Consider the following 19,184-nt stretch of genomic DNA (forward strand, 5'->3'; position numbering starts at 1 on the left):
GCTGCTACCATGCCCCTCATTTGACGAATCCAGACGAGACACTCATGCAGATACGCCCCTTCACCCCGGCCGACACCGAGGCCGTCCTCGCCATCTGGCTGGAGGCCTCCCTGCAGGCCCACCACTTCATCGAGCCCGCTTACTGGCACGCCAACCTGGCGCCGATGCGGGAGATCTATCTGCCCGCCGCCGACAGCCAGGTGCTCTGCCTGGGTGACCAGCTGCTTGGCTTTTACTCCCTGCACGAGGGCTCCCTGGCCGCCCTCTTCGTGGCCCCTGCGCAGCAGGGGAAAGGGCTGGGCAAGGCCCTGCTCGAGCACGCCAAACAGCAGTTGCCGACCCTGCGGCTGCAGGTCTATCAGCAGAACCGGACCGCGTGCGACTTCTATCGCGCGCAAGGATTCCAGGTGGCGGCCGACGCCGTGGATCCCCACACCGGCTGCGCCGAGTGGGTAATGGTCTGGCCGGCGCAGGATTAACTGGGCTCGCCGAGATGGGGGTCGGCGCGGGCCGCCTCCACTTCACTCAGCGCCAGCAGATCGCCGTGGCTCAGCGCGAAGTCGTGCATCTGCTGGAGCAGGGGGATCAGGGCGACCCCGAGCGGGCTCAGGCTGTACTCCACCCTGGGCGGCACGTCCGGGTAGAGGGTGCGGATGATGACGCCGTCGCTCTCCAGCTCCTTGAGCTGGGCGGTGAGCACCTTCTGGCTCACCTCGGGCAGGCTGCGGCGCAGGTCGCCAAAGCGCAGGGTCTGCTCGCGCAGATGAAACAGGATGGCCGGTTTCCATTTGCCGGCCAGCAGGCGCAGCACCCGGTAGGCGGGACAGGGCAGTGAGGACAAGGGATGGCTCGCGAGTGGTTACTTTGCGGTAACTATGCCACGAAAATGTGCCTTCTTGCAGCCAAGTTGCCGGCTTCCTATGATGCGGATTCCGTCAATCAACACCCAACAGAGGTGCACCATGCCCAGCCTGCTGCAGATCCATTTCAACTTCCCCGCCGAGCTGATGGGGCCGGCCCTCACGAGCGCGGCCATGCCGCTGGCCGAGTCCATCACCAGGGAGCCGGGCTTCATCTCCAAGATCTGGACCGAAAACCCGCGCACCGGCGAGGCGGGCGGCATCTATCTGTTTGAGGATGAGGCGAGCGCCCTCGCCTACGCCACCATGCACGAGCAGCGGGTGCTCGCCATGGGCGCCAGCGCGGTGCAGTTCAAGCTGTTCGACGTCAACGAGCCCCTCAGCCGCCTCACCCGCGGTCTGCTGTGATCCCCTCGCCCAGCGCCAGGCGGTAGCAGCCATCCTGCTGCCAGACAAAGCCCAGCCGTTCAAACAACCGCTGGCTGGGTAGATTGTCCGGTTCGATATCCGCCAGCAGCGTGGCAAGGCCGAGCCGGCGGGCATAGGCGATCAGGGCGGTCAGTGCCTCTGCCATCCACCCCTCTCCCCAATGTCGGCGAGCCAGCATGCAGCCCACCTCTGCCTGGCGCAGACCGGCATCTCCCGCAAAGCTGTGCAGGCCGCAGGTACCGATCAGGCGCTCGCTGTCGCGCGCCACCAGCCCCCACTCCAGCGACTCGCCGGCGGCCAGCAACCGCTCGACGCTCACCAGCATCTGCGCCACCGTGGCGAGGGTCGGAAACGGCGGCTCGCCGACGAAACGCATCACCAGGGGATCCCCGTAGATGGCGAACAGATCGGCGCTGTCCCCGGCATCAAGCGCCCGCAGCAGCAGCCGCGGGGTCGACAGCGAAGGCAGTGTACGAGGCAGGGGTGGCACGACGCCGCGGGGCAAGGGGCTCAAAAGCGCAGGGTCAGGCCGATATTGGCCTGCCACTGGGTCACCAGCTCGCCACGCACCTTGAACACGCACTGGTCCGGGTTGCAGAGAAACTGGCTGTTGTCGTTGACCAGGGCGCCATAACCGCGCACCTCGGCCCGCAGCGCCAGATGCTCGGTCAGGCGCGGCTGCACCCCGAGCGCCAGCGACATGGAGGGGGCGACGTCGCTGTCGTAGGCGGCAAAGCGGGTCGCCCCGATCCCGGCGCCGATATAGGGGGCCATCAGGTTGTCCGACAGGGTGAGCGCCCCGGCGAAGTGGAGAGTATCCACCGTCAACCGCTCCGGCTGATCGGGGGAGAGGTGGGTGGACTGGTGGCTGTAGAGCAGCTCTATCATGCCTGGGTCGTCCACCTCCCTGCTGATGAACAGGCCCCAGCTGCCGGAGCGCTCCCCCTGCAAGGACTCCAGCCGGGTGGCGACAGGCGTCGGTTGGGGGTCGTCATTGGCCTCGAAGTCGATGGCCGAGCTGTAACCGAAGAACGGCGTCACCTGCCAGCCGGGGGTGGCCTCCCCCTCTACGCTCCAGGCCTGCCCCAGCGGCAACAACAGCCCCATCATCATGATCCCTGCTCGTTTCATCACGGCTCCTCCGTGCGCTGCACCAGTGCCCGTCAAGCATATCAGAGCCCCCTGGCCCCTATCCTAAACCCAGCCTGTATCGCGCCGTTTTCGCCGCAAGGATCACACTCGGCCGTCCCGCCCGTTATTCATCCCCGATTAACCTCTGCCCCGTATGCTGGCCGGCAGCCGGCTCATGGTGGGCCGGTGCCACTCACCAGAAGGACACAGGGAATGGTTGCCGCGCAACTCAACGACCCCCAGAACAAGCTCTCCGACACCCTGCGGGCCACCGCTCACGCCATCGAGGATAGCCATATCAGCCTGCGCCAGATGCTGGCCCTGGTCGGCGAGCAGGGCATGCTGCTGTTTTGCGTGCTGCTCACCGTGCCCTTCCTGCTGCCGGTCTCCATCCCCGGCGTCAGCACTCCCTTTGGCCTGTTGATCCTGTTCATCGGCATCGGCATCACCCTCAACCGGGTGCCCTGGCTGCCCGCCATCCTGATGGAGCGCCGCTTCGCCGCCGATCAGCTCAAGCCGACCCTGCACAAGGGGGCGGATCTGCTGGCCCGCATCGACCGCTTCATCCGCCCGCGTCTGCTGTTACTGACCGGCAGCAGCACCATCAACCGCTGCAACGGCCTGCTGATCATGCTGGCGGCCCTGCTGCTGATGCTGCCGCTGGGCGCCATCCCCTTCACCAACGCCATGCCGGCCTGGGCCATCCTGCTGCTGGCCATCGGCATGCTGCAGCGCGACGGCCTGTTCGTCGCCAGCGGCTACCTGCTGGTGAGCGCCACCCTGGTCTGGTTCAGCGCCCTGGCCATCGGCCTGCTGATGGCCGGCCAGAGCGTCTCCACCCTGTTCGGCTAACGGCTACCCAAAGAAAAAGGGCGACCAGATGGTCGCCCTTTTTGACTTGTGCGGGATCCGCCGTTACAGCAGATCGTAGATAAGGGCCGAGATGGCCAGCAGCCCGATCACCAGCACGAAGAGGGTGCTCGCCCCGCGATAACGCTGGAGGGCGGGCAGACGATAGATGGAGCAGGCCGGCAGCAGGAACAGGATCACCGCGATGAGCGGCCCGCTCACCTTCTCGATGATCTCCAGCACGTTCGGGTTGAGGTAGGTAATCACCCCGGTCACCACGAACAGAATGACCGACGAGACCCGCGCTATGGTCGCTTCACGCAGCGACAGCCCCAGCCCCTGACAGGCTCCGTTCACCATGCTCACCGTCCCCTCGCTCACCCCCATGGAGGTGCCGAGGAAGGATTTGGACATGGCCAGAATGGCGATGAGCGGCCCCACGTAGGCGATCAGCGGATTGGAGAACTTGTTCGCCAGCGCCGACAGCACCGAAATATTGTCGATGCGGGCCTGCGCCATCTCGGCCTGACTCAGGCTCATCACGCAGCTCACCACGAAGAACAGCACGCTGCCGCAAATCAGCAGGCTGCTGCACTTGATGATCCGCTTGGCGCGCTGGTCGGCGCTCGCCTGACAGCGCTTCTTCTGCGCCGCACTGAAGGAGGAGATGATGGGGGCGTGGCTGAAGGAGAACACCATCACCGGCACGATCAGCCAGAGGGATTTCCAGAACGCCGGATCACGCCAGTCCACCCCCTGACTCTCGCTGAAGTAGGAGAGGCTCCACTGGGGCAGCAGATAGATGGAGAGGCCGATGAGGAAGGCAACCATGGGCAGGGCCAGCACGCTGATGGCTGACACCACGATCGGCTTGCCCGCCAGCAGCACCAGGTGCAGCCCCAACATCACCCCCAGCACCAGCAGGCCGCGCGGGATCTCGGCATTGCCCAGCTGGTGCACCACAAAACTCTGGATCGCATTGGTGATGGAGATGCTGTAGACCAGAATGATGGGGTAGAAGGCCATCAGGTAGACCAGCATCAGCAGCTTGCCTGCCCGCGCACCGAAGTGCTCTTCCACCACGTGGGTAATATCCCCTTCCCGGTGAGAGCTGGATAATACGAAACGACTCAATGCCCGATGGGAATAATAAGAAAGCGGAAATGCCATCAATAATATAAACAGCAAAATAACCGGCGAATTACTGCCAACGGTAATTGGGAGAAACAGTGTACCGGCACCGACCGCAGTGGCATATAAGCCCATGGTCCATACCGAATCACTTTTCTCCCATTTCAACTTTGATGCGGAATTACTCTTCTCAGCAATAGCAACACTCATTGCGATATACACCTTATTAATCTGTCATCTTATATTTTATTGGCCCGTGTAATTAGGCGTGGCGACATGCCGCGGCATATCGACCGGATCGTAGAAAAAACAAGCCCGCCTGCGATCAACATGATCACCAAGAGGAAACGGGGATGCCACGCTACCATCGTTGAAATCGCCATAAAGGTCAAGGTTAATAATTCATGACTGTTTGAATCAGCTTGTTTCAAAAGGAAATAAGATGTGTCATTTTGGCCTCAAGATAATCAATTCAGCTCCGTCTGATAACATAACGACAAAACCTCGATGAGTTGCTCAACAACTTGAATAAGGCCAGAGAGTGGCCCGTTAATATTAACAGCATCAGCCCGGCAATATCAGCCAATTATGCAATGAATGGCCCAGGCCGCCGCCGATATATTGGTGCCGGTCCTGCCGCCATATATCAGGGGGTTGGCTTCCCCTGTTTTGCCCCCTTGCGCTGGCCATCCGCAGGGCAGTGAGCGACCCGGTTGCGACCCGCCCGCTTGGCCCGATAGAGCCACTCGTCGGCGCGGGCCAGCGCCTGGTTGATCTCCTCCCCCGGCTGCACCAGGGTGGTGCCCAGACTGACGGTAAAGGCCACCGGATCCGCCGGTAGCGCCGCCACGGCGGCCCGGATCCGCTCCGCCAACGCCTGCAGATCCGGCTCGCTCATGCCGGGCAGCAGGATCAGAAACTCCTCGCCGCCGCTGCGCACGAACAGATCGTCCGCCCGCAGCTGGGCGGCCACGCAGTCGCAGAAGCGCTGCAGCGCCCGGTCGCCCTGCTGATGGCCGAAGCGATCGTTGATCTGCTTGAAGTGGTCTATGTCCAGCATCACCAGACTGCAGGGAGCCTCTCTCTCCCGCCGCTGCCGGCAGTGCTCGAAGAAATAGCGGCGGTTGTAGAGGCCGGTCAGCTGGTCGGTTTCGCTCTGCAGCTTGAGCCGCTGCTGCAGCTCGTGCTGGCCGGTAATGTTGCGGGTCACCCAGGCCACCGCCCGCTTGCCGTCGTAGCGGGAGGGCAGCGGGGCAATCTTGCCCTCGAAGCGCTGCATCCCCTGCGGCCCGACCGAGGCGTCGATCCCCTCTACCTCCACCGCCGCCAGCTCGTACTCCACCACCTGCACCTGACCCGAATCCAGCGCCAGGGTCACCTGATCCATCACCCAGCGGGTCATGTCGGCGGGCAGCACATCGGCCAGTCGCTTGCCCGCCAGCGGGTTGCCATCCTGATAGGATTGCTGCTCCACCCCGCCGATGTATTCGATGTAGTAGCCATCTTCGCTCAGGATGAAGACGGGATCGGGCAGCTGGGCCATCACTTCATATAATTGCTCGACCGAAAGTGCCATGCGGTTTCCTTGGATCCGGGGGACGAGAGGCGCACGCCGGGCTGGCCGCCTGCCCCAATTATCATGCTGGGCGCGGCGCCGAACCAGCAGCGAATCCTGCCATTCATGGATGCGCATCAAGCAATGCGGGAAAATAGCGCTTGCCCCGCCACCCGCTGATCAAAAGAGCAGCAATCACGGATCTTCAAGCCACCTCACAAGCCGCCGCTGCGCCCGTTGTCTGCGGTGCCTGCATCCATTAGGCTGACCTTCCTGAGTCTGCCCTCCCGGCCGACTCACCCCCCATCAGCCCGGCCAGGCAGACGCCGGCCCCGGAAAAGGATCGTCCAGATGAAGAGAGCCATAGTGAAAGCGCGCTTCGATGCCATCAGCATCGAGGGAGAACAGCTGACCGTGAAGATTGCCATCGGAGCCCCCGAGCCGGACCCCAAGTCCGCCGGAGGCGACTGGCGCTGCAAGGTAAAGCTCGACGGCCTTGGCAACAAGACCTTCATCTATGGCGTCGATGCCCTGCAGGCCCTCAGCCTCGCCCTCAAGTTCGTGGAGAGCGAGCTGCGCGCCTTCACCGATGCGGGCTGGCACTTCTACCTGCCCGGCAGCCCCGATCACCCGGTCGACATGGCCGCCTGCTACTTCCCGCAGCTGTGACGCCGGGCCGGCGGCAGCCGGGAAGGGGTAATAGCTTGACCAGATTGAGTCTGAACGGTTATTGATAGAGGCCCTTTACCCGGCTCTGGAGAGACCATGTACCTGACCCAACCCCAACCCCCTGCCGAGCAGGATGTCGACGCGCTGCGCATCGGCCTGTCGGGCTACAACATCAGCCAGGCCGGCACCCACCTGCGCGAGCACATCGCCAGTTTTATCAAGGATGAAGCGGGCAAGGTGCACGGCGGCATCACCGCCGACCTCAAGTGGGGTTGGCTGCACGTGGACTGGCTCTGGATTGACGAGCGCATCCGCCAGGATGGCTGGGGCGGTCGATTGCTCGCCACCATGGAGCAGTACGCCCGCAGCAAGGGCATCAGCAACTTTCATCTGGAAACCACCAGCTTCCAGGCACTGCCCTTCTACCAGAAGCAGGGTTACCAGGTCTTTGGCGAACTGCCGGACATGCCGCCGGGGCATACCACCTATTTTTTGAGGAAGATGGAGTCCTGACCCCTGCCAGCAGGGCTGGAATAAGAAGAGGGTTGAGTGCACAGGCACTCAACCCTCTTTTTGATCGGTCGCTCGCTGATCAGTGGCTGGCGGAGCGACTGCCGCTCCAGAGCAGCTCGCCGCTGCGCAGCTCCATCAGGGTCATCGACAGCCGATAGCGGCTGCCCTCGGCCACCAGATCCCCGTAGAGCATGTAACCGGCGCCGGTCTGGCGACCGAGCCGCACCAGGGAGGCCGGGTTCATCCTGCCCTGCTGATACTCAAGCTGGCCGGTGATGGCCGCCACCTGACCCGGGTCGACAAAGCGAAAACCGCTCTTGCTCTGGATGCGCTTGCTCATGGCCGCCGCCATGGCTCGGGTATCAACCGGCTCGCCGGTGCCGTTCTGGGGCGGAGTGAGCAGCAGCACTGGCTGACCGGTTTGCGCCAGCTCCCGCACCTCGGGGGCCTGCACAAACGCATCGGCCATGGCCAGCGCCAGCCCGGTCGGCGCCACCGGCTTGGGCAGCGGCGCCCCGGTATCCGGCTTGGTCACCGGCTTGTCCGGCTGCACCACGGGGGCATCCGGCTCGCTCACCGGGGCCTGAGTTCCACCGTAGGGATTAACCGCACAGCCGCCCAGCAGCAGGGCCCCCACCATCAACAAGGAACGCAGCTTCATCTTTTCTCTCCGCCAGAAGTCCAATAAACGGGCATCAACCACCACCCGCATGGCGGAGCCCCTGCCCCGCATCCTCCTTATGCTAGAGACAAACCCCTGCGGGGTCGATGTGCCCACCACCACCGGGCGACAGAGACTGGCGAACAAGCAACGCAAACAGCCGAATATCTCGCTCCGATGTGGGGCAAGCTGTCACCCCACGACACGATTAAATTACGAAGAACATTACGTGATAGAAAGAGGACGCAATCAGCCCGCCAACGCCGATCCAAGGGACATACCTTGAATTGTTGGAGGGAAAGGCAGCTTCGCCAAATAATATGGCGACGTATGACAAAACCGGTAGATATTGCCCCAATCGCCCAAGATAAATCGAACCACCAACGATATCAGAAGGAAAAAAATAATAGAGGGCAAGGTACAGAAGCATCAAGGATGATCCACATACAAAACGCCTGTCCGCAAGGCGCCCCCAACCGGACAAGAAGTAGCTACATGCAATCAACGCAACAACCAGCAACATCATAATAATGGCCTACCTCTTAAGTTCGCTGTTCCGCCTGATACAGGCAACATGGCCCTCGTTCAGCTGTTTTTTATTTGATCACTTGCCGTATAAATGATATCCATTCTGGTCTCATTAATATCCAACTACAGGAGAGTATCATGGGGATAGCTACATGTCCGATCAAAGGACTGACATTGAGCACCCGTTCAATCGATGCTCTAGAGCAAATGGACCAGCTGGTAGACAGTGCCAATCAACTGGCGGTCGCTGTTTCCACCACACCGCTTTATACGATTTTCAGCGACCCGCGAAGTGCCAAAGACGTGGTTTACAACATCAATGATTACGACTGGGAGTTATATGGCCAAGCAATGGAAGGCATTCCCAATATCCTGCGCCACAAACTAAACCAGGTTGTTGAACCCATGGCATGGTCTTCAGCAGGCAAAGAATCCCAGTTCTGGAAATGTGTTCATGCCTCATATAACAAGTAAATTTACATTTCTGCTGCTCTTCATTTGCCAAAGCAGCATGGCCTTGTCACTGCATGATTTGGATCCGGCGTTTGAACGGTGCGAAGCCATCAAGTCACAACACAGCGCCGCACTGCCCGCGAAAAGCGACGCCTTCTGGTCACTGGAAAGAGACCAACAAGTAACCGCGCTTATCTATCTGCATGAAAAGAGCATGGAACGCTGCACCGCAGCAGAGGTCGATGCGCTGGCGCTCAAGGCATTTCATCAAGCAGTAGAGGGAGACCGCACCTTTCTCGACACCCTGATCAAGGCGAGAGCCACCACCCTAACGACAGCCCAGCAAAACCAGTTGCAGCAAGTCAGCCAAGCAGAGTTGGACAGGCTGGCAGGCATGAAGGAATTTGCTCAGCCATTCTCGCTGACCGCTTACCTCAAGCAACTGAGCAGCGCCGCCCCATAGCCTCCCTCAAGCAGGAAGCCCTATGCAGCTCACCACCCTTGCCAACACCCAGATCGTGATCCGCCCCTTCAAGCAGAGCGATGCCGATGACTTTGTCCGCGCGGCCCACGAATCCATCGACACGGTCGGCCGCTGGATGAGCTGGTGCACTCCCTCGTTCAACCGGGAGCAGGCGCTGGCCTGGTTTGCCACCTGCGATCAGGATCGCGCGGCAGGGCGCGCCTTTGACATGGGCATGTTCTGCGCCGCCACCGGCCAGCTGCTGGGTGGCGCCGGTATCAACCAGCTGGCCCCCCATCATCGCTACGGCAATATCGGCTACTGGGTGCGACAGTCCCGCCAAGGACAAGGCATCGCCCGGCAAGCAGTCATCCTGCTGCGTGACTTTGGTTTTGAACGGTTGGGGCTATTTCGGCTGGAGATCGTGATGGGGGTGGGCAACATCGCCAGCGAAGCCGTCGCCATCGCCGCAGGGGCCACCTTTGAGTGCCGGGCAAGGAATCGCATCTTTCTACATGGCCTGCCTCTTGATGCGCATATCTATGCCCTTGTACATGCGAAGTGATTCCATTAGCGATATACATAACTGAATGTCATATTCCCCTCCTAAGCCAACCATCAATTCACAAAGTCTTTGTGGGAACAATTTATGTCACCAAATGCGAATACACAGGTGCCATTAGTCGTCACCACTACTATCTAATCAAAGGTGACCTAGGCCAAAAATTTAAAAATATAAATCACGTCAGACTAGACCACCACAAACAGTTAGGGATATCATGTCTCCATGGTCTATTAATGTTTATGGTCAACACAATGAAATCAATATCATTTTTTAATAACAAAGGTGGTGTTGGAAAAACCACTCTAACTTGTAATATTTCATATTCATTAGCAAGTGATCACAACAAAAAAATTCTAGTGATTGACTGTGACCCTCAATGCAACACAACTATCCTAGTTTTAGGGGAAGATAGAGCAGTTGATATTTATGATAAGAACCCCAATAAAATAGATACTATTTTGACAGTTCTTGAGCCTATTGAATTTGGTGACTCCAGCCTTAACCTAAATGTCACCCCCATTAGTAAAAATGAAAATAGATTCATGTTTGACCTCATTCCTGGGCATCCAAGAATATCCATTATTGAAGAGAGACTAAGTCAAGCATGGAGGGATTCTGCCGCAGGAGAAATAGAGGGTCTAAGAAGAACTACTTGGGCTAATACTTTATGCAACCACTTTAAAGATGATTATGACTTCATTATATTTGACTTAGGTCCAAGCTTAGGTTCTTTAAATAGAACATGCCTTGTAGCATCAAACCATTTTGTTGCCCCCATGGGAGCAGATATATTTAGTATTATCGGTCTGAAAAACATTGGCGATTGGTTTGACACATGGATTTTGGATTATAGTAATGCTATTTCAAACTGTGAAAAGAAATATAATGGCGCAATAAACAAATATGGTATCCCAAAGAAACTAAGCATTGAATCAGGCTTCTTGGGATATACCATTCAAGCATATATAGCAAAATATACTGGTGGTGAACGCCGACCAACCAAGGCTTTCGAAAACATAACAAAAGACTTCCCAGTAAAAGTAAAGGAGAGCTTGGGTAGGTATACTAAAAAAGGTACAAAAATGAACCTTGGAGAAATACCAAACATGTTCAGCCTTATTCCTTTAGCACAAGCAGTGAACGCGCCAATCGGAGCGCTTGTTAGTGCGGATGGGCTAGTTGGAAGTCATTACTCTCAATCTAAAAAATATCACACCATTCTGAAGCAAATCACAGCAAGAATTCTGAGCAATATAGGTGAGTGATATGAGGTGGAGCCCATCTTTAATTAGAGAAATTGCTGATAGACGCTGTATTATTTTTTTAGGCGCCGGGGCATCATCTACAAGTAAGGGTGATGGAGGTAAAAAGCCACCGTCATGGAAAGATTTCTTAGAAGATGCTGTCAGAGAGTTAAATTTAACAGACGATATAAAGCGACTCTCCAAAGAAAAAATAGACTCAATGGATTATTTGAATGCTGCAGAGCTAATATTCTCAGACATCAACATCCCTGATTCTAAAGACTTTTTTAGACAACACTTTTTGACTCCAAGATATACGCCATCAGAGCTTCACAAGATCGTTCACGAACTTGATGCAAAAATAGTAATACAAACCAACTATGATGTTATATATGAAAAAGAGTGTGGACCTATCGATGGCGAAAATGGCTATGTTGTTAAAAGATACTATGATGAAAACACCTTAGATGATATTCGCTCTCCAAATCGAGTAATTATAAAGGCGCATGGTTGCGTAAAAGAGCCTGAAAGGTTGGTTTTAACTCGCTCTCAATATTTCAACACAAAGAGTCAGCACCAGAACTTCTATCATTTGCTAGACGGATTATTTCTCACTCACACTATCTTATTCATAGGGTGTAGTTTAACAGACCCTGATATACAGTTAATTTTAGAGAATACCAACATATCAATTAAATGTGCACATCCACACTATGCCTTGATGCCTAGTGGTGAGCATTCATCGATTGTTAACGCTATCCAAAAAGCATATAACATCCGATATATAGAGTATGACAACACAAATCATGATTACTCAAACTTCATCCCTGCTTTAAATGATCTAAGAAATGAAGTTATAGCGCTACGCAGTACAGTTCCATCTTAAGGTATCCAAAATCACCTTATCAGTGGTAGTTGATAGCAGCCAGGGAACTATGCTGAATACGTTTTTCTCCCCCCTCTTATTCGCTGAGGCGAGCACGCTTGTCCAGGCCGCGAGACAGGATGTCGAGCGAGCGGCGCCGGGCCATGGACGGCTCGTCGGCGCGTGCCGTCGGACAAGCGGGTGAGTCGAAGGAACCCGACTTAAGTCGGGCGAATAAGCGGGGGTGGCCTTTCTTTTGGTGACTTTTCTTTGGCCACGCAAAGAAAAGTCACTCGCCCAAGCCCGAAGGGCGGGCGACCCCCCTTCGAGGCCAGCGGCCTCGCGTCCTGCACGGCGAAGCCGTGCCATCGACTATCCCCCCGGACGATTACGCCTACCGGCTAATCGACCCTACGACTGCGCGGCGCAGCCGTGCCTGCTCGCCACAGGCACGGAGTCTGGCTGAACGCCCCGGATGCCACCGGCAAAGGGGGGCGTGGCCGCCCCTATCGTCCCAAGAAGGGTTCCCAGTCTTTAAACACCGGCTGCAACCCCGCCTGCCGCACGGCGGCGGCCACTTCCCCCACCGGGCGGTCGTCGTGGATGGCGAACTGCTCCAGCTCCTCAGCATCTCCCTCGGCATAGCCACCCGGCTGGGTGCGCGACTCTGCCGACATCTGGGTGATGCCAAGACGCACCGCGCCGTTGCGAAACGTAGCCGATTCGCGGGTGGAGAGGGACAGGTCCAGGGTCGGCGAGAAGAGGCGCCAGGCGCAGATAAGCTGGGCCAGCTGGCGATCCGACATGATGACGGCAGGCTCCAGCCCGCCGGTGCAGGGGCGCAGGCGCGGGAAGGAGAGCGAATAACGGCTCTGCCAGTGGTGGCGCTCAAGCCAGCTCAGATGCTCGGCGACAAAGTAGCTGTCGGCGCGCCAGTCCGATGAGAGACCGATCAGCGCCCCCAACCCTATTTTGTCAATACCGGCGCGGCCCAGCCGATCCGGCGTGGCGAGGCGCCATGCGATGTCCCGCTTGTTGCCACGCAGATGGTGGCGCGCGTAGGTGGGGGCGTGGTAGGTCTCCTGATAGACCATGACCGAATCGAGGCCGAGGGTCTTGAGCTCGGCATATTCGTCTTGCGAGAGGGGCTGCACCTCCATCGCCACCGTGCTGAAGTGGCGGCGAATGATGGGCATCACTTCGCGAAAATAGCCGAGCCCCACCTTGTGCTCGTGCTCGCCGGTCACCAGCAGCACGCTGTCGAAGCCGCGCGCCTTGATGGCGAGGCACTCGCGTTCTATCTCCTCCAGACTCAGGGTCTTGCGCTTCAGGCGGTTGCTCATGGAGAAGCCGCAGTAGGTGCAGTCGTTGGCGCAGAGGTTCGACAGATAGAGCGGCACATAGAAGCCGATGGTGTTGCCAAAGCGCTGGCGGGTCAGCCGCTCGGCCTCGGCCGCCATCTGCGGCAAAAACGCCTCGGCGGCCGGAGAGATCAGCGCCATAAAATCGGCCAGAGTGCGGCGCGGGGCACTCAGGGCGCGTGCCACATCGGCGGCGGTCTTGGCGCGGATCTGCATGCCGATATCGTCCCACTCCAGCTCCTGCCAGCGATTGGCAAAATCCAACCCCCTCCCGGCCTCCCCCTTGGGAGGGGGAGGAGCGCAGAACTCGCCCCCTTCAAGCACCGAATCAGCCTCTGCCCTCACCCCCTCTCCCAGAGGGAGAGGGGAGCTATCACTCGGGCGTACTTGGGGTTGTGCAAAAGGCTCGGAGCGACCCATAGCACCAGCATCATGACTCATAACGCCCCCAGAAAATCGGTGAGCGGGCTGGAGGCTTGCGCCTGCAGGGCGCGGGCGCCGAGACCGGCTTCATAGGCGCTACGGCCTGCCTCACAGGCCAACGCAAAGGCGCGGCCCATGGCGACCGGATCGCCGCTCACCGCGATGGCGGTGTTGACCAGCACGGCGTCGGCGCCCAGCTCAAAGGCGGCGGCGGCATGGCTCGGCGCACCGATCCCCGCATCCACCACCACGGGCACATTGGCCTGCTCGACGATTATGGCGAGAAACTCCCGGGTCACCAGCCCCTGATTGGAACCGATGGGCGCGCCGAGCGGCATCACGGCGGCGCAGCCCACCTCTTCCAGCCGCTTGCAGAGCACGGGGTCGGCGCCGCAGTAGGGCAGTACCACAAAGCCCTCTTTCACCAGCTGCTCGGCGGCTTTCAGCGTCTCGATGGGATCGGGCAAGAGGTAACGGGGATCAGGGTGGATCTCCAGCTTCAACCAGTTCGTCCCCAGCGCCTCGCGGGCTAGGTGGGCGGCAAACACCGCCTCGGCGGCGGTCTTGGCGCCGGAGGTGTTGGGCAGCAGCTTGACCCCGAGTTGCAGCAAGGGGCTCAGGATATCGTCGTGGGCCTTGCCCGGTTCGAGCCGCTTGATGGCCATGGTGACCAGTTGGGAGCCGCTCGCCTCGATGGCGGCGGCCATCAGTTCCGGTCGGGCAAACTTGCCGGTGCCGGTAAAGAGGCGCGAAGAGAAGGTGTGATCGGCAATTTTGAGCATGTCAGCCTCCCGCCACAGTGGTAAGAAGAGATGAAGTTCCGCCGCAAGGCAGAGCACTCGAAGCTGGGAACGCAAGCATCATGGATCAGCCTCCCGCAATGGCGGTGAAGAGATGAAGTTCGTCCCCGTCATTGAGACGGGTCTCGGCCCAGCGGCCTCGGGGCAGCACGGCTCCGTTAAGGGCTACCGCCACCCCCTGTGGATTAACGTCTTGCGCCGCCAGCAGGTCGGCCACGCTCTGCCCTGCCGCCAGCGGCTGGGCTTTATCGTTGAGTCGAATGGTCAAGGTCATGGGGTGATCTCCTTGTGCTGCCCGCAAACCGGGCAATCGGGGTCGGGAGCCAGAGTGAGGGTCTGCCACTGATGGGTCAACGCATCGAAGCGGCGCAATGTGCCGGCCACCGGACTTGGCAAACCGAGCAGCAGTTTCAGTGCCTCCAGCGCCTGCAAAGAGCCCATCACTCCGACCAGCGGGCCGGTGACGCCGCTGGTCTCGCAGCTCTGGGCGAGCTTGGTATCCAGCGGATAGAGGCAGGCGTAGCAGGCGTGCTCACTGCTGGTTCGCGCCATCAGCTGCCCCTGCCAACCCACTGCGGCGGCACAGACCCAGGGCTTGCCCTGAGCCACGCAGGCGGCGTTGATGGCCTGGCGGGTGGCGAGGTTGTCGCAGCAGTCGATCACCAGATCTACCTCGGCCACAAACTCCGGCAGGCTGGCGGCATCGAGCCGCTGGTTAATGGCGATCAGCTCCACCAGCGGGTTATGGGCCGCCAACCGCTCGCGGGCCAGCTCCGCCTTGGAGTGGTTGACCGCCTCGCTATCGAACAGGATTTGGCGCGGCAAGTTGCTGGAATCCACCGTATCGCCATCGGCCAGCCACAAGGTGCCCACCCCGGCCCCGGCCAGATAGAGGGCGAGCGGTGAGCCCAGCCCGCCGAGGCCGACGATCAGCACGGACTTATCTTTCAGCCGCGCCTGACCCGCCTCCCCTACTTCCGCCAGCATCAGCTGACGGCCGTATCTCAGATACTCTTTGTCACTAAGAGACGCCTCATCAGAGCGCATGTTCCACCTCTCTTATGTCAGTGGCCGAGCGTGGCTCATCCCCCGCCCCCACGGCAGCGAGCAGCCGTTCGGTCGCCCCCTGCCAGTCGTCGCTAGCAGTGATGGCCGAGACCAGCGCGATGCTGCCGACCCCGCTCCCCTTGACCGCCGCCACCCGCTCCTCGCTGATGCCTCCGATGGCCACCGTCGGCCAGTCGCACATCAGGGCGCGGTAGCGATGCAGCCGCACCAGCCCCTGCGGGCGCGAAGGCATGGCCTTGGTGTTGGTCGGGAAGATATGACCCAGCGCTATATAGGAGGGGGTCAGCTCGCGGGCCCTCATCAGCTCGAAGTAGCCGTGAGTGGAGATGCCAAGGCGCAGCCCGGCCGCCTGAATGGCAGCGAGATCGGCGGTCTCCATGTCCTCCTGCCCCAGATGCACGCCCCAGGCACCCGTCTCGATGGCCTGTTGCCAGTAGTCGTTGATAAAGAGCCGCGCCCCATGGCGGCGACCGAGCGCTACCGCATCGCGAATGGCCGGTGCCACCTGGGCGGCGGGCAGATTCTTGATCCGCAGCTGGATGGTCTTGACCCCGGCCCCCAGCAGGCGGCGCAGCCACTTGACCGAGTCCACCACCGGATAGAGGCCCAGATGCTGTTCGGTTGCGGCAAAGGGGCCATCCGGCAGGCGGGCGCTGCTCGCCTCATAAAGTCCGAAGCGACGATCGAGCGCTGATCCCGCCAGCACGGCGCGGGGAAAGTGGGCAAGATCGGCAGGCCAGCCGAGGTGGGCGAGGGGGCCCGGGCCTGCCCCCACCCCCTGCGCCGCCGCCAGCCCCTGTTGCAGGTAGGCACGCGCCAGGGTGATGGCGTCTTCCACCGGATAATCCTGCGCCACCACGGCGGCGATGGCGCTGGCGTAGCAGCAGCCGGTGCCGTGGCCGTGGCGGGTATCGAGGCGCGGCGCGGCGAGCCAGAATTCGCGGGTCTCGTCCTGGTAGTAGTCGAGGCAGAGATCCCCGCCCCACTCAAGGTGGCCCCCCTTGACCAGCACGGCGCGCGCGCCGAGTTCACGGAGCCGCCGTGCGGCGAGGCGCACCAGCTCGGGGCTGCTGACCGGCAAGCCGGTCAGGGCCTCCAGCTCGGGACCGTTGGGGGTGATGAGCGACAGACGTGGCAGCAGCTGTTCGCGCACCGCCACCAGCATATTGGGCTCCGCCATCGGGGTGCCGGTGCTGGCGATGGCCACCGGGTCGTAGACCACGAAAGGGGCCTCGATGGCTGCCAGTCGACGGGCCAGCACCTCCACGTGCAGCCGGGTCGGCAGCAGGCCGATCTTGATGGCAGCGGGCGGCAGATCGACGCCGAGGGCGTCGATCTGGGCGGTGAAGGTCTGCATCAACACGGGGTCGACCATCTTCACCGCCACCGAGTTCTGGGCCGTGATGGCGGAGATGACGGAGCAGCCGTGCACGCCAAGATCGTGCAATGTGTGCAAGTCGGCCTGAATGCCGGCACCGCCACCGGAGTCGGAACCTGCTATGGTCCAGACCACGGGGCGCGGAGCCGCTGTCACGGCGGACAGGTCGGCGGGGCTGACAGCCCCGCGCTCGCTGCTCACGCCTCCTCCCCTGCGGCCTGCATCAGGGTCGCCGCCTGGTGGTAGATCTCGCCGCCGGTCTCCTTGAAGGTTTCAGCCATCCGGGCCATGCCGCTCTCCACCTCGGCGACGACCCGCTCCTGCTGGCCATCCATGCCGACCAGCTTGATCTCCACCGCTTCCAGCTTGGCGGCGTAGTCGCGCACGTCCTGGGTGATCTTCATGGAGCAGAACTTGGGCCCGCACATGGAACAGAAGTGGGCCACCTTGCCGGACTCCTGGGGCAGGGTCTCGTCGTGGTAGGCACGGGCGGTGTCGGGATCCAGCGCCAGGTTGAACTGATCCTCCCAGCGGAACTCGAAGCGCGCCTTGGACATGGCGTTGTCGCGGATCTGGGCGCCCGGGTGGCCCTTGGCAAGGTCAGCGGCGTGGGCGGCGATCTTGTAGGTGATGAGCCCCTGCTTCACGTCCTCCTTGTTGGGAAGGCCCAGGTGCTCCTTGGGGGTCACGTAGCAGAGCATGGCGCAGCCGTACCAGCCGATGAGCGCGGCGCCGATGCCGGAGGTGAAGTGATCGTAACCCGGGGCAATGTCGGTGGTGAGCGGGCCCAGGGTATAGAAGGGCGCCTCATGGCAGTGCTCCAGCTGCTCGGTCATGTTGCGCTCGATCATGTGCATGGGCACGTGGCCGGGGCCCTCGATCATCACCTGCACGTCGTATTCCCAGGCGATCTTGGTGAGCTCGCCCAGGGTGCGCAGTTCGGCGAACTGGGCCTCGTCGTTGGCGTCATAGACAGAGCCCGGACGCAGGCCGTCACCCAGCGACAAGCTCACATCGTAGGCGGCGCAGATCTCGCAGATTTCGCGGAAGTGCTCGTAGAGGAAGTTCTCCTTGTGGTGGGACAGGCACCACTTGGCCATGATGCTGCCGCCGCGGGAGACGATGCCGGTGAGGCGCTTGGCGGTCATGGGCACGAAACGCAGCAAGACGCCGGCGTGGATGGTGAAGTAGTCCACCCCCTGCTCGGCTTGTTCGAGCAGGGTGTCGCGGAACAGCTCCCAGGTGAGGTCTTCGGCAATGCCGTTGGTCTTCTCCAGCGCCTGGTAGATGGGCACTGTACCGATGGGGACCGGACTGTTGCGCAGGATCCACTCACGGGTCTCGTGGATATAGCGGCCGGTGGAGAGATCCATCACGGTGTCGGCGCCCCAGCGGGTGGACCACACCAGCTTCTCCACCTCCTCTTCGATGCTGGAGGTGACCGCCGAGTTGCCGATGTTGGCGTTGATCTTCACCAGGAAGTTGCGGCCGATGATCATGGGCTCGGCTTCCGGGTGGTTGATGTTGCTGGGGATGATGGCGCGGCCGGCGGCCACTTCATCGCGCACGAACTCAGGGGTGATGTTCTGGGGCAGTCTGGCGCCAAAGCCCTGACCCGGGTGCTGGGTGCGCAAGAGCTCGGAGCGCACCCGCTCGCGGCCCATGTTCTCGCGCAGGGCGATAAATTCCATCTCGGGGGTGACGATGCCGGCGCGGGCGTAGTGCAGCTGGGTCACCCGGCGGCCCGGCTTGGCGCGGCGAGCGCTCGGCAGGTGTTCGAAGCGCAGGTGATCCAGCCCCTCGTCGGCCAGGCGCTCCTGAGTGAAAGTGGAGCTCAGCCCCTCCAGCGCCTCGGTGTCAGCGCGCTCCAGCACCCACTGTTCGCGCAGGCGTGGCAGGCCGCGGCGCACGTCGATGGGGGCAGCCTCTTCCCCATAGGGGCCCGAGGTGTCGTAAACCGGCACCGGCTCGTTGGGCTCGAACTGGGGGGCTTCCTTGGTGCCGCCGACGAAGGTGTCGGCCAGCTGGATTTCCCGCAGGGGCACCCGGATATCGGGGCGAGAACCCTGGATAAAGATGCGGCGGGAGTTGGGGTGAGCCATCCCCTTGAGGTTGTCGATAAAGGTCTGGGCGCTGGAGCGCTGCTCGCGGCGGCTGGATTTGGTGGTATCAGAAACATTGGTAGACATAGCAAAACTCACATTAACTGGTTGAAGTTATGGGTGTTTGCTTGTCTGG

General features: G+C 60.5%; 22 protein-coding genes. 10 read left to right on the forward strand and 12 right to left on the reverse strand.

Annotation, left to right across the window (positions count from 1 at the left end; genetic code table 11):
• Positions 1 to 44: 44 nt before the first annotated feature.
• The gene (locus I6L38_RS17040; protein ID WP_216988765.1) at positions 45 to 479 is read left to right on the forward strand and encodes an N-acetyltransferase; all 435 of its coding nucleotides are present in this window, start codon (positions 45 to 47) and stop codon (positions 477 to 479) included.
• Here the strand turns inward: I6L38_RS17040 and I6L38_RS17045 are convergent.
• A complete protein-coding gene (locus I6L38_RS17045; RefSeq protein ID WP_216988766.1) occupies positions 476 to 841 on the reverse strand; it encodes a helix-turn-helix domain-containing protein in 366 nt (121 codons plus the stop codon). The genes I6L38_RS17040 and I6L38_RS17045 overlap by 4 nt on opposite strands.
• Before the next feature lie 121 nt (positions 842 to 962).
• Here I6L38_RS17045 and I6L38_RS17050 point away from each other — a divergent pair, with 121 nt between their 5' ends.
• On the forward strand, positions 963 to 1,268 hold the full coding sequence (locus tag I6L38_RS17050) for a monooxygenase (RefSeq protein WP_017764631.1): 306 nt from the start codon (positions 963 to 965) through the stop codon (positions 1,266 to 1,268).
• On the opposite strand, the gene I6L38_RS17055 is transcribed toward I6L38_RS17050, so the two are convergent.
• Together I6L38_RS17055 and I6L38_RS17060 are read right to left on the reverse strand one after the other, a co-directional pair.
• Positions 1,249 to 1,794, reverse strand: coding sequence for a GNAT family N-acetyltransferase (locus tag I6L38_RS17055; protein ID WP_216989601.1), 546 nt, complete (start codon positions 1,792 to 1,794; stop codon positions 1,249 to 1,251). The genes I6L38_RS17050 and I6L38_RS17055 overlap by 20 nt on opposite strands.
• A gap of 5 nt (positions 1,795 to 1,799) precedes the next feature.
• On the reverse strand, positions 1,800 to 2,420 hold the full coding sequence (locus I6L38_RS17060; RefSeq protein WP_024942172.1) for an outer membrane beta-barrel protein: 621 nt from the start codon (positions 2,418 to 2,420) through the stop codon (positions 1,800 to 1,802).
• A 213-nt stretch (positions 2,421 to 2,633) separates the two neighbouring features.
• Between I6L38_RS17060 and I6L38_RS17065 the strand changes: the two genes are divergently transcribed.
• Positions 2,634 to 3,272, forward strand: a complete 639-nt coding sequence (locus I6L38_RS17065; RefSeq protein WP_005308210.1) for an exopolysaccharide biosynthesis protein — start codon at positions 2,634 to 2,636, stop codon at positions 3,270 to 3,272.
• A gap of 63 nt (positions 3,273 to 3,335) precedes the next feature.
• Here the strand turns inward: I6L38_RS17065 and I6L38_RS17070 are convergent, their stop codons facing one another.
• Together I6L38_RS17070 and I6L38_RS17075 are read right to left on the reverse strand one after the other, a co-directional pair.
• Positions 3,336 to 4,610 carry an amino acid permease gene (locus I6L38_RS17070; protein ID WP_216988767.1) on the reverse strand — a complete coding sequence of 425 codons (1,275 nt, stop codon included), beginning with the start codon at positions 4,608 to 4,610 and terminating at the stop codon, positions 3,336 to 3,338.
• Positions 4,611 to 5,046: 436 nt separating this feature from the next.
• Positions 5,047 to 5,976, reverse strand: coding sequence for a sensor domain-containing diguanylate cyclase (locus I6L38_RS17075; RefSeq protein WP_017783669.1), 930 nt, complete (start codon positions 5,974 to 5,976; stop codon positions 5,047 to 5,049).
• 330 nt (positions 5,977 to 6,306) lie between these two features.
• Between I6L38_RS17075 and I6L38_RS17080 the strand changes: the two genes are divergently transcribed.
• Complete coding sequence (locus tag I6L38_RS17080; RefSeq protein ID WP_005308203.1) at positions 6,307 to 6,624, forward strand: hypothetical protein; 318 nt, start codon at positions 6,307 to 6,309, stop codon at positions 6,622 to 6,624.
• A 96-nt stretch (positions 6,625 to 6,720) separates the two neighbouring features.
• On the forward strand, positions 6,721 to 7,137 hold the full coding sequence (locus I6L38_RS17085) for an N-acetyltransferase (protein WP_208201060.1): 417 nt from the start codon (positions 6,721 to 6,723) through the stop codon (positions 7,135 to 7,137).
• 79 nt (positions 7,138 to 7,216) lie between these two features.
• Here the strand turns inward: I6L38_RS17085 and I6L38_RS17090 are convergent, their stop codons facing one another.
• Positions 7,217 to 7,798 (reverse strand): penicillin-binding protein activator LpoB, encoded by a 582-nt coding sequence (locus I6L38_RS17090; RefSeq protein WP_216988768.1) that lies wholly within the window; start codon positions 7,796 to 7,798, stop codon positions 7,217 to 7,219.
• Positions 7,799 to 8,464: 666 nt separating this feature from the next.
• Between I6L38_RS17090 and I6L38_RS17095 the strand changes: the two genes are divergently transcribed.
• From I6L38_RS17095 to I6L38_RS17115, 5 genes are all read left to right on the forward strand, one after another.
• The gene (locus I6L38_RS17095) at positions 8,465 to 8,800 is read left to right on the forward strand and encodes a hypothetical protein (protein WP_042009055.1); all 336 of its coding nucleotides are present in this window, start codon (positions 8,465 to 8,467) and stop codon (positions 8,798 to 8,800) included.
• Positions 8,781 to 9,242: a hypothetical protein gene (locus I6L38_RS17100; protein ID WP_254204168.1), complete on the forward strand. Its 462-nt coding sequence runs from the start codon at positions 8,781 to 8,783 to the stop codon at positions 9,240 to 9,242. Before I6L38_RS17095 ends, I6L38_RS17100 begins: the two co-directional genes overlap by 20 nt.
• Positions 9,243 to 9,264: 22 nt before the next feature.
• Positions 9,265 to 9,807: a GNAT family N-acetyltransferase gene (locus tag I6L38_RS17105; protein ID WP_201899827.1), complete on the forward strand. Its 543-nt coding sequence runs from the start codon at positions 9,265 to 9,267 to the stop codon at positions 9,805 to 9,807.
• Between the two features lie 251 nt (positions 9,808 to 10,058).
• Positions 10,059 to 11,072: a ParA family protein gene (locus tag I6L38_RS17110; RefSeq protein ID WP_216988769.1), complete on the forward strand. Its 1,014-nt coding sequence runs from the start codon at positions 10,059 to 10,061 to the stop codon at positions 11,070 to 11,072.
• A gap of 1 nt (position 11,073) precedes the next feature.
• Positions 11,074 to 11,937 carry an SIR2 family protein gene (locus I6L38_RS17115; protein WP_216988770.1) on the forward strand — a complete coding sequence of 288 codons (864 nt, stop codon included), beginning with the start codon at positions 11,074 to 11,076 and terminating at the stop codon, positions 11,935 to 11,937.
• 485 nt (positions 11,938 to 12,422) lie between these two features.
• On the opposite strand, the gene thiH is transcribed toward I6L38_RS17115, so the two are convergent.
• The 6 genes from thiH to thiC all read right to left on the reverse strand — a co-directional run bounded on the left by thiH (position 12,423) and on the right by thiC (position 19,135).
• On the reverse strand, positions 12,423 to 13,697 hold the full coding sequence (thiH, locus tag I6L38_RS17120; protein WP_302055698.1) for a 2-iminoacetate synthase ThiH: 1,275 nt from the start codon (positions 13,695 to 13,697) through the stop codon (positions 12,423 to 12,425).
• A gap of 17 nt (positions 13,698 to 13,714) precedes the next feature.
• Positions 13,715 to 14,482 carry a thiazole synthase gene (locus I6L38_RS17125; protein ID WP_216988772.1) on the reverse strand — a complete coding sequence of 256 codons (768 nt, stop codon included), beginning with the start codon at positions 14,480 to 14,482 and terminating at the stop codon, positions 13,715 to 13,717.
• Positions 14,483 to 14,567: 85 nt separating this feature from the next.
• Positions 14,568 to 14,774 (reverse strand): sulfur carrier protein ThiS, encoded by a 207-nt coding sequence (gene thiS, locus I6L38_RS17130; protein ID WP_005357774.1) that lies wholly within the window; start codon positions 14,772 to 14,774, stop codon positions 14,568 to 14,570.
• The gene (locus tag I6L38_RS17135; RefSeq protein ID WP_216988773.1) at positions 14,771 to 15,547 is read right to left on the reverse strand and encodes a HesA/MoeB/ThiF family protein; all 777 of its coding nucleotides are present in this window, start codon (positions 15,545 to 15,547) and stop codon (positions 14,771 to 14,773) included. Before I6L38_RS17135 ends, thiS begins: the two co-directional genes overlap by 4 nt.
• A complete protein-coding gene (thiE, locus tag I6L38_RS17140) occupies positions 15,537 to 17,147 on the reverse strand; it encodes a thiamine phosphate synthase (protein WP_216988774.1) in 1,611 nt (536 codons plus the stop codon). The genes I6L38_RS17135 and thiE overlap by 11 nt, the downstream gene beginning before the upstream one ends.
• The gene (gene thiC, locus I6L38_RS17145; RefSeq protein WP_302055688.1) at positions 17,144 to 19,135 is read right to left on the reverse strand and encodes a phosphomethylpyrimidine synthase ThiC; all 1,992 of its coding nucleotides are present in this window, start codon (positions 19,133 to 19,135) and stop codon (positions 17,144 to 17,146) included. Before thiC ends, thiE begins: the two co-directional genes overlap by 4 nt.
• Between the last annotated feature and the right edge of the window lie 49 nt (positions 19,136 to 19,184).

It is taken from the genome of Aeromonas sp. FDAARGOS 1408, assembly GCF_019048665.1.
Classification (GTDB): Bacteria; Pseudomonadota; Gammaproteobacteria; order Enterobacterales; family Aeromonadaceae; genus Aeromonas; species Aeromonas dhakensis.